The sequence below is a fragment of the Ruminococcus sp. genome, from assembly GCF_017650195.1.
GTDB lineage: Bacteria > Bacillota > Clostridia > Oscillospirales > Ruminococcaceae > Ruminococcus.
In genome coordinates, this window is sequence record NZ_JAGCFH010000129.1 from 1 (window position 1) to 9,734 (window position 9,734).

A 9,734-nucleotide genomic window follows, 5' to 3' on the forward strand; every position below is an offset into this window, starting at 1 on the left:
GTGGAGTTTTCCGCCGCTACCGAGAAGGTCAGCGTTTATATCGTCACCCATTATTCCGTTAAGTTCGGATATAAGTATGATATTAATCTGTTCTGCTTCTGCATCTGATACTTCGATATCAACTCCGCCTACTGCGTCAACAACGGATACGAAAGAAGCAAAGTCAACTGAAACATAATCATCTATCCGGACATCAAAATTATTCTCAATCGTTTTCATAAGAAGATCAGCTCCGCCATAAGCGTAAGCGGCATTGAGTTTGTTCCAGCCGTTATCAGGGATCTCTACATAACAGTCCCTCATGAACGAGGTCATAATTATTTCTTTTGTCTTGCTATTGAGCGAGATCAGTATCATTGAGTCTGAGCGCCCCTGTTCGTTAGCAGTTCTTCCATCAGTACCAATAACCAGTATACTTCTAACGTGTCCTCTGCCTAAAGAATCTGCATAATGGATTCGATTTTCTGAAGGTACTTGATTTATTTTTTTGATAAGACATACAGCGGTACATGAGTAGATGCAGAAAACAAGCAGAAACAATAGGAGTACTATTTTGAATATCCGTCCTATTATCCTTCTGAAAATTGATTTATGTTTACGTTTCTTCTTTGCTACTTCATCTTTGTCATACTTAATAGACTGTATTTTTTTCTTGTCTTTTGGTCTTTGCTGAGACGAAGGTGGAGGAGCTGTTACTGGTGTTGAGGGAGGCGGATAGTATCCTCCGGAATAATTCTGAGGAGACTGCTGATTATAATCGTAATAATCTCTTTCATTGTAATCCGGATGCTTTGGAGGAAGTGGAGGAGGCGCAGAGGAATGAGGAAACTGCGGAGGTGTTTGCGATTGGGGAAACGGAGGCGGCTCATCTGATATATCAGATTGAGCAGGGGACTGTACTGTGGATTGTTCCTGCTGTTGTGCCCTCCGGTTCACTCTTTTTAGAGGCGGCAGTTCTCTTCTCTGTGGCTCATTGCCACCTGAAGATCCGGTAATGAGCATAGTTTCTTCATTGTCAGTATTGGGGATATCATTGTCGTCTTTGCCGTTATATCTATGTGGCATAATTGACTCCTTTCTATGCTTTAAGAACCTGTACCATTAATGATACAGGTTCTTTTCTTATGTCATGTTTTCTTGAGGCTTACTGCTATATAAGTAAGTACTGTCCATGCGAGATTGTATACAGTCAGTGCAGTGGCTGACATATACACATAATTTGAACGGAATGCTTTTGACAGTATCAGCAGCATACAAAGCACGAAACCGAGCAGTATTGAAGCCGTCTGAAGTATTAGTCCGATTATGGAGGAAGTATGTACCACCTTTGTGCCAATCAAGAGCTCAGCAAGTGAAGAGAATTTGCCGGTTGTAGCCATTGAAGCGCTCAGACGAACAGATTTTTTTGTTTCCTCGTAGAAGTCTTCGTGATGCTTCTTGGGGATTATTCTTGCCATTTCCTCAGGAATGCCGAAGAGCTTGTTGAGCTTTTTAACGGTTATACAAGGGTCTATGCTCTTAATGAACATACATATTTTGTGTTTGCAAATTTTCTTTGCCCAACGCTTAACGTATCTGTCTGCAACTATGTCAACAACGAACATTGCTGCAAGATTGCCTGATATCGAGAGATAAAGAGCTTCCTTGCCCTCGTCGACTGATTCAGCCTCCTGCGCCTTTGTTGGGACACCTTCGATATTGTGGCTTGTCATAAGTTCACGGTTTCCAAAAAGTACACGTTTGTTGTTTATCCAGCCGCACATACCCATGCCTTCCTCGTATGAGTAGTTCTCGATAGAATAAAGGGAACCGTTCCTTCCAGCGATGACGTCAGTAAAAAGCTGTGACATAACACTGCCTGCTGTGGCAGTAAGGCTTGCAGCCTCAAGAAAGGCTTCGTCAAGTTTTGTATTGGAGAATACCTTTATGCCGTCCAGTCTGACAGTACCTTCGGGGAAGAGTGTATTTGCGTCAATAAGTATTGAATTTGTGTCATAGAAATCGTCAACGCTCTGATAGCCGAGCATTATTCCCTTATTTTTGATTGCGCTCTTTGAAACGTTTTCAAGAGGGATATTTACAACGAAAGGCATGGCTATACATGACGTTGCACATATAATCATACTAAATATCGAAAAACCAAAGGCTGCGGATTCAAGGCTTATAATGGTCCCTTTACAGAAAAGTGTGAGGAAAAGGGATACAATTATTGAAGAGATGAGACACAGCGGCGTAGCTTTACGACAGAAGTCGTCTGTCATGTCCGATGAATAGGTATACCTGAGAAAATCAGTAAGAAAATCGGTCTTTCTCATAGAAGCCATAATCGGGAAGTCGCCGAGTGTACCTCTAGTTATTCTTTCAGCTCGGTCCTCATCAGTTACATATGTAACTCCGTGACGGTCAAAGTTCTTGGAGACGAATCTGAAATTACGGGCCGCTCTTCTTATAATGAGAAGCTTGCCAAGAGAATTTATAAACAATGCAAGTATTCCCACAGGCATATATATGTGGATATTTTCAGAACTTACAAGCTGTGGACTTAAAAATGCAGGTATAATCGCAATAAGGCATGATAGAGCTGTGACTGCTGTCATGGAATCGCTGTCTGCCTTCATAGTGAAAAGTTTCCGCACACCCTTTGTTATGACAGCCATAGACGACAGTATCGATACAACTCCGAGAATAAGGTGAATACTAAGATATGTCTTGATATGTGACATACTGAAAGCATCTATTATCGGAAGATTAAACTGATTTGAAAGAGTGATGAAAAGACTTAGAAATGCAGTCATTGCAAGTATAACTACTCTAACCGAAATGGTGCTTTTCAGCTCGTAAATATCACGTCCGACGTCCTCTACGTCTCCGTAGTAGTTGAAATCAACTATACGCTTTGTACGCTTATTTTTTGAGTGTACCGACATGAACTCTTCGGCTTCTTGAGTTATATGGACATCGAGCTGACCTGCATCTATATGTGCTTTTTCGCTGAGGTTTATACTTGTGAGCTCAGCTCTAGGAGCTGGTTCGACAGGTTTTGCAGCCTCCACAGCGGCAGGAGAGGGAACGATATCGGTTATCTGCTTCTTTCCCTCAGGACTTTCAGCCTCGTGTATAATCTGTATACGGCTGCGCTTTTTCTTTTTGAATTCAGGCGGAGTATACATATACTCTCCGTCAGGAGTTTCTTTTGCATAAGTATAGTCGTTGTCCTTACCACGATGTTTTTTCTTGTTCTTCTTGTTTTCCATCTCCTTAGCACGTGTGGACTCGCTCATACGTCTTATTTTAGGCGCTTCGTCGGGTGTCATCTGTACAGGAGTTATAGTACCTGATGGTATTGGCTTTCTCTGCGGATTTGAGCGTATTTCGCTCATAGCATCAGAGCTGACAACAGCTATTTTGTGTCTTGAAAGGTCGGCGGGCTTTATTTCATCTGCTGGATTATCTTTCCTAAGTGCATTGTCAAAAAGTGCTGACTTTTCGTGTGATATAGGAGGCCTGGACTTTGCTTTTTCCACAATATCGGGAGCCTCTACTGTCGAATTGAGTATTTTCTGAGTATCGACTCTGCCGGCTGCCTTTATGTGTTCGCCGTCCGGAGAATATTCGTCCAGAATATCCTCAAGCGATGGTTTCTGATCCGACATGATTATCTCCTTATTATTTTATTTGCTACCGCGCTGACGCAGCACCTCATACATGAAGATGCCTGCCGCTACGGAAGCGTTGAGTGAATTGATTTTACCGAGCATTGGGAGTTTTATCATAAAATCGCATTTTTTCTGGATTAGCTGACTGATACCGAAACCCTCTGAACCTATAACCAGTGCGACTCCGTCTGTGAAGTCAGTATTGGTATAGTCAGTGCCCGAAGCGTCAGTACCGTATATCCATACGCCATTTTCCTTAAGTGTGTCAATGCATGAAGCAAGGTTCGAAACTCTTGCGACCGGAACATAACTTGCAGCGCCTGCCGAGGTCTTAAAGACCGTTGAATTTAGGGAGGCGCTTCTTCTTTTGGGAATTATTACGCCGTCAGCGCCTGATGTTTCGGCTGTACGGATAATTGCTCCGAGGTTATGTGGGTCCTCAATCTCGTCGCATATAATTATAAATGGCTTTGTTCCTTTTCTGCGGGAAACTTCGAGTATATCCTCTAATGAAGCATATTCGCCGCAGGCTCCTTCGGCAACGACGCCCTGATGTGAAGCACCGCCGGAGAGGCGTGAAAGCTTTTTTTCGTCTGCGTCCTTGACTACGATTCCTTTTTCCTTTGCAAGTCGGCGGATAAGACTGAGACTTCCGCCATTCCCGTCAATGTATATGGTATCGAGATTAGCTCCTGATTTAAGAGCCTCGATGACGGGATTACGTCCGCATATAATATTATCGGACTTTTCTGTTATCTTTATATCTTTTTCCATATCAAATAACGGGCGTGGGATGCCCATGCTCCTTTTGTTCTGTATATTAAGCATATTCCCGTCAGGGAAACGATATTTTCATTATACCATTATTAAAGTGAAATTACAAGTATTTTTTAGGCGCACTTTATTATATGAAAACAGTCATTGTCCGACAGTGATTACAGAAAGCTCTGGATGATTGAAAATACGAGGAATAAAAATCATTCTGAGAGGCTTAGCAAGACCGCGGCTTATAATATGTACTGTATCTCCGTATTCGTACATGCCTGTTGTATAATCAGGGAACAGTCCCTGATCCGGTGCGTAAAGTCCCTGATCGAGAATTTTGGGAATTCTCCACTGACCTCCGTGAGCGTGACCGGAGAGTATAAGGTCAAAGTATTTATTTTCCGATCTGCCAAGACAGAAGTTTATCTGATCAGGCGCATGAATGATAAGGATATTATAATAATTAGCGTCAAGAGTATCAAAGCACTCCTCTAACTGTGTTTTGTTTCTGCCCCATTCGATCGAATCAAGAGCACCGTATATGCGGATATTCTGTCCGTTTATGCAGGTCTGTTCATAGTTGCCCATTATGACAGGGCAAAAATTGCCGACCTCACTGTAAAATTCTTCTTTATCGCTGCGTGTTTCTTCGTGATTGCCGGGAGTATAAAAGCAAGGATAGTCCTTACTTAGCTCTGATATAAGCCTGAGAGCATATTTAGTTCCACCCCACTGATCTATGACATCTCCGCCAAAAATCACGATATCCGGCTGATTTTCGCGGACTTCGTCTATAATAGCCGACTGATCTGTACCACCATAGAAACAGTTATGCAGATCGGAGATGAATACTATGCGCAGTTGTTTGGACAACTTATTCGTTCTGACATTGTAATACACTGTCTGCATAGTAAAGCCCCATGCGCTCAGTGTGGCAAGTAACAGAAGAATGACAGCAATAATTATTATTTTTCGCTTTTTTGCAGACATTATCTGCCTCTTTCAGCAATGAGATTTATCATATCGCCCACGTTTTTCATGGAAGAGACTTCGCGCATTTTGAAGCGTAATCCGAATTCGTTTTCAACAGCGTCCATCAGAGTTATATGCGCAAGACTGTCCCAGTCTTCAATATCCGCTGATGTAGTATTAGCAGAGACTGATATCGAATCATCTCCGAATATGTCTCTGAAAACACTATTGAGACGGGGGATTATTTCGTTTTCATTCATGTTAAGTTCTCCTTTTCAATTATTTTTATAACTTTATTTTTGTTTTCATAGTCACTGATATCAAGATGCCAGACAGAATCACCGTTTTCAAGCCTTTTGTTAAGCTCAAAGCCGATAGAGCTGTAAAACTCAGAGACCATGCTGTTTTTTATGGTCTTGTAATAGTATCCATTTATGCGGCTTATTCCTGCAAGCTTTGCTTCTTTTACAAGCTCATCGAGCATGGCGAGCTCCATATCACGTTTGAGCACACGGCAGCTCATTAACCAGAGCTCCATATCAAGTGCATTTCCATTTATCCTGCCGATAAAGACAGATACAATGCCATTATCTCCGAATTTATCAAGAAGACGTCCGCACAGGCAAATATGATTATGACTGACACTGACTTCATGTATTTCGTTCTCGTTATAGCGGCGGGTAGTGAGATTAAACTGATTGCTCTTATTAGTGAGCTGAGTAATACGCTGTCTATAAACAGGCTTAAAGCCGCAGATCACAGCGCTCATTTCAAGACTTGAAAGATAGTCTTTATAATTTTCAAAACTTTTACGCTGAGCCGCTCTCTGAATGTTTGCCGCGTACATTTCCATCAGATAGGAGCCGCTTTCTTAGGGCAAGTCTTCTTAGGACTATGTCCTTGCTGTCAAATGGAAAGTTGAGTTCTTTCATTTTGACTCCTTATTTTATCAGATTGTTGTATATACTGTAGCGGTTGCCTCCGGCAGCCGAGAATGAGCACATTGTAAAAAGAAGATCTGTAGCCTGTACATTTTTTATGAATTCAACAGCATTCAGGTCAAAGTATCGAATATCGCAGAGATAGATATTCTCAAATGAACCTGTCAGCATCGGGAGCAGAGCATTCCCGTAGCTATCCTTGAATATCACAAGAGTTCTGCCGTTTTTGCACTCAGTATTAACTTGTACGATGCGTTCGTCTGAACCGAACACCATATAATAGCCTGAATTCGGCATCGATGATGGATCAAGAAGAAGTTCGGCAAAAACAGGTGAGCCGAAGCAAGTATCATATTGCGTAACGGTTACTGGCTCCTTGGGTTTGTAATATACAAAATCCTCTGGATTATTGAGCAGTGTCGCACTTTGGGTATACATATACAAAGTACCAACGTAGCCTGGGAGAGTTACTTTTTCGTATTCTGATAGCTTTTTGAAGGGGACACCGGCTGCATAAGCAAACTGTTCTGCAGCGTAATATGCTCCAAGTGGCTGCCAGTGATGATCTGTGCGCGAATATATAGCTTCGTCCTTATGAGTGTTAAGAGCGTAGTATGCATCTACGGGAATTATGTTCACAAGAGCTTCGTTTATTCTGTCAAAGTCTTCTTTTTCGCTCTGTGCAAGATCCTTGTACTTATCTGGAATATAGAATGAACTTGCCGTAGGAAGTACCATTGAATATACATTTACATTCGGGAGAGCTTCTTTGTATGCGTTGATATATGAAGCATACTCCTGTTCAGCACCCCATGCGCCACCGTAGAGATTTATACCGCGTTTGTTTACGATAAGAATATTATTAGTAAGCTCACCGTCAGCAGGCTCTTCCTCCACAGATGGTACAGTGGTTGTCAATGTAACGGTAGTGACTACGGTTGAAACACAGTTTGTCCGTGTAGTTGTGGTTGTGACAGGAGGTGTTTCCTTTTTTTCAATGCCATTTCCGTAGAGTTCGGCGCAGTCTCCTCCATATTTCAAACCTTTAATAGGCATAAGAGCTTCTGCAATGAACTGCTTTATATCCGAGCGGTTATGAACTGTATCGTCAAAATAATTTGCAACTCCCTCAGTGAAATCGCCGTTTGCATAAGCTTTTGCGTTGAATTTAGGGAATTTAGCAAGGAGACGGTTTTCATCATCGGCAATAGTTTCATGTGGGAGCATGGTTATATAAATGAATCCGCCAGTAAATACAGCACCAAGAAGAAGGATATTTGCAAGTGCAATAGTATTGAGCGCTTTTTTTCTGCGTTGATTTTTTAGTTTTTTTGCCTTTATCGGAACATCTATTGTAGTCCTGGCGCGGTCAGAAGCTCCGATAGAAATCGCAACTCCGGTATGATCGTTTTGGGTTTTATCCGCCATATTGTTTATATTTTTGACAGCAGATATGTTATCGTTTTGTTTTCTCATTTCTCTTGCCTCGTGTTAGAATCTGAAGTAAAGGAAGGGATTTGTCGTAGCATCAACAAGCAGGATGCTTGTTATAATGAGCAGTAGTGCTGAAGCAACTGCTGCAGCTGAGGATACGGTAGCTTTTGAAACAAAATGCTTGTCCGTTGCATTACCTATTGTTTTGATGAGTGGGAAGCAGCATATAACAGCTGCAGCAAGTAGGAACAAATTGTTCACTACAGATATTTTGTCTTGAACGGCAATAAAGCCATTTCTACCGAATCCGAAGGCTGTCTTGAAGAAGGTTCCGAGTTTGCCGATATCCTCAAAATAGAATATAGCAAAGCCGATGATAATTACAAACTTGCTGTAAATGTGGCGTATTACAACAGGGACTTTTTTAAGGCGTTTTTTGCCAATAAGCATTTCAATAAGAATAAATATTCCATAATAGAGTCCCCACAATACATAATTCCAGCTTGCACCGTGCCAGATACCAGTACAAAGCCATACAAGGAAAAGTCCACCGTACTTTCTACGTTTTCCGAAGATAGGTATATATAATACATAATCACGGAAGAAGGTGCTAAGCGATATATGCCAACGCTGCCAGAATTCGGTTATATCCTTGCAAATGAAGGGGTGATTGAAGTTTTCGTCAAAGTGGAAGCCAAATACGCGTCCAAGTCCTATAGCGATATCTGAATAGCCTGAAAAATCAAAATATATCTGCAATCCGTAAGCTATAGCACCGTACCATGCTCCAGCCACAGTTGAGCTCCCTATATTTCCGAGAAAGCTGTCAACGATGAGACTGAGTTGATTAGCAAGAAGAACCTTCTTTGCAAGACCAAGTGCGACCCTGTTAAGTCCATACGACACGTCTCTTAACTCGATAGTACGCTGAGCTATTTCTTTTTCAATCTTACTATATCTAACTATAGGACCAGCAACGAGCTGTGGGACCAAGGCAAGATAAAGCAGAAAGTTCTTGAAGCTCTTCTGAGGTTTGACTTTTTCCCAGTGGCAGTCTATGATATAAGATATTGTCTGGAATGTATAAAAGCTTATACCTATTGGAAGCCTTATATCAGGCACAGGTATAGAAGACGAAAAAAGGGCGTTGATATTTTCCACGATAAAGCCGCTGTATTTAAATATGCCGAGCATAAGAAGGTCGTATACAACCGCAAATACAGTAGCGGCAGTGTCGCCCCTCTTACCCTGATATTTTCCAATAAGCAAAGCGCAGACATAATTAACTGCGGCAGTTGCCAGCATAAGGAAAATATATACAGGTTCGCCCCAAGCATAAAAAATCAGCGAGAAAAATATCAACACCGTATTTTTATGTTTAGTCCCTTTTGCCAGTGCATAACACAATAGGCATACGGGCAGGAATACATATATAAAGAAGAGTCTCGAAAAAACCATTGTTCTACCGCCTTGCTGCTAATGTTATTTATATTTCTGTTTCTACTGCGTAAAAGCAGTCGCAGCAATAAAAATTAAAATTTTTTTCTATAGATAATTGAATATTATAATACTATATATATAATTATACAACAATATCTGAGTAAATGCAAGAGGAAAAGACAATGAATTTTAATTTTCGAGATTTTTTCATAAACTGAAAAAGTGCAAATTAACTTTTCAGTTTAATTTTGAATAGGTCTTTGAAAGAAATTTTTCGCCGTGTACGATAAATCGCTTATGTATCCCTTCGCCTATATCGCCGGCTTCGTCGTATGATTTAATTGAAAAAACGAGTTCTCTCCCGTTTATTTCGATAAGCTCTGCTTCCGCGCAAACCTTCATGCCCTTTGGAGTTGCAGAAATATGCTTTACATTCATTTCCGTACCTACTGTTGTTTCATCGCTTTCGAGGTAATCGGAGATGCAGTTGCAAGCTGCTTTTTCCATTAGCATGACCATTTCTGGA

Annotated in this window: 9 protein-coding genes; all 9 read right to left on the reverse strand. The window is 41.3% G+C overall.

The window, feature by feature from the left end; genetic code table 11:
* On the reverse strand, window positions 1-1,065 hold a 1,065-nt coding region (locus J6U00_RS05885), incomplete at its 3' end, for an LCP family protein (RefSeq protein WP_296580122.1).
* Between the two features lie 62 nt (window positions 1,066-1,127).
* A complete protein-coding gene (locus J6U00_RS05890; protein ID WP_296580123.1) occupies window positions 1,128-3,653 on the reverse strand; it encodes a hypothetical protein in 2,526 nt (841 codons plus the stop codon).
* Window positions 3,654-3,671: 18 nt separating this feature from the next.
* Window positions 3,672-4,430 carry a 23S rRNA (guanosine(2251)-2'-O)-methyltransferase RlmB gene (gene rlmB, locus J6U00_RS05895; protein ID WP_296580132.1) on the reverse strand — a complete coding sequence of 253 codons (759 nt, stop codon included), beginning with the start codon at window positions 4,428-4,430 and terminating at the stop codon, window positions 3,672-3,674.
* A 144-nt stretch (window positions 4,431-4,574) separates the two neighbouring features.
* Window positions 4,575-5,411: a metallophosphoesterase gene (locus tag J6U00_RS05900; protein WP_296580124.1), complete on the reverse strand. Its 837-nt coding sequence runs from the start codon at window positions 5,409-5,411 to the stop codon at window positions 4,575-4,577.
* The gene (locus J6U00_RS05905) at window positions 5,411-5,653 is read right to left on the reverse strand and encodes an acyl carrier protein (protein ID WP_296580125.1); all 243 of its coding nucleotides are present in this window, start codon (window positions 5,651-5,653) and stop codon (window positions 5,411-5,413) included. Before J6U00_RS05905 ends, J6U00_RS05900 begins: the two co-directional genes overlap by 1 nt.
* Window positions 5,650-6,246, reverse strand: a complete 597-nt coding sequence (locus tag J6U00_RS05910) for a hypothetical protein (RefSeq protein ID WP_296580126.1) — start codon at window positions 6,244-6,246, stop codon at window positions 5,650-5,652. The genes J6U00_RS05905 and J6U00_RS05910 overlap by 4 nt, the downstream gene beginning before the upstream one ends.
* Before the next feature lie 88 nt (window positions 6,247-6,334).
* Entirely contained in the window at window positions 6,335-7,810 is a 1,476-nt protein-coding gene (locus J6U00_RS05915) for a DHHW family protein (protein WP_296580127.1), read from the reverse strand.
* Window positions 7,811-7,825: 15 nt separating this feature from the next.
* Window positions 7,826-9,226, reverse strand: coding sequence for an MBOAT family O-acyltransferase (locus tag J6U00_RS05920; protein ID WP_296580128.1), 1,401 nt, complete (start codon window positions 9,224-9,226; stop codon window positions 7,826-7,828).
* 219 nt (window positions 9,227-9,445) lie between these two features.
* Window positions 9,446-9,734, reverse strand: a 289-nt coding sequence (locus tag J6U00_RS05925; RefSeq protein WP_296580130.1) for a hotdog domain-containing protein, incomplete at its 5' end; no start/stop codon positions are given.

What these genes read in the sequence shown, in the direction of transcription:
- J6U00_RS05890 (WP_296580123.1), bottom strand. Translation starts at nt 3,653, where the DNA reads ATGTCGGATCAGAAACCATCGCTTGAGGATATTCTGGACGAATATTCT.
- rlmB (WP_296580132.1), bottom strand. Translation starts at nt 4,430, where the DNA reads ATGGAAAAAGATATAAAGATAACAGAAAAGTCCGATAATATTATATGC.
- J6U00_RS05900 (WP_296580124.1), bottom strand. Translation starts at nt 5,411, where the DNA reads ATGTCTGCAAAAAAGCGAAAAATAATAATTATTGCTGTCATTCTTCTG.
- J6U00_RS05905 (WP_296580125.1), bottom strand. Translation starts at nt 5,653, where the DNA reads ATGAATGAAAACGAAATAATCCCCCGTCTCAATAGTGTTTTCAGAGAC.
- J6U00_RS05910 (WP_296580126.1), bottom strand. Translation starts at nt 6,246, where the DNA reads ATGGAAATGTACGCGGCAAACATTCAGAGAGCGGCTCAGCGTAAAAGT.
- J6U00_RS05915 (WP_296580127.1), bottom strand. Translation starts at nt 7,810, where the DNA reads ATGAGAAAACAAAACGATAACATATCTGCTGTCAAAAATATAAACAAT.
- J6U00_RS05920 (WP_296580128.1), bottom strand. Translation starts at nt 9,226, where the DNA reads ATGGTTTTTTCGAGACTCTTCTTTATATATGTATTCCTGCCCGTATGC.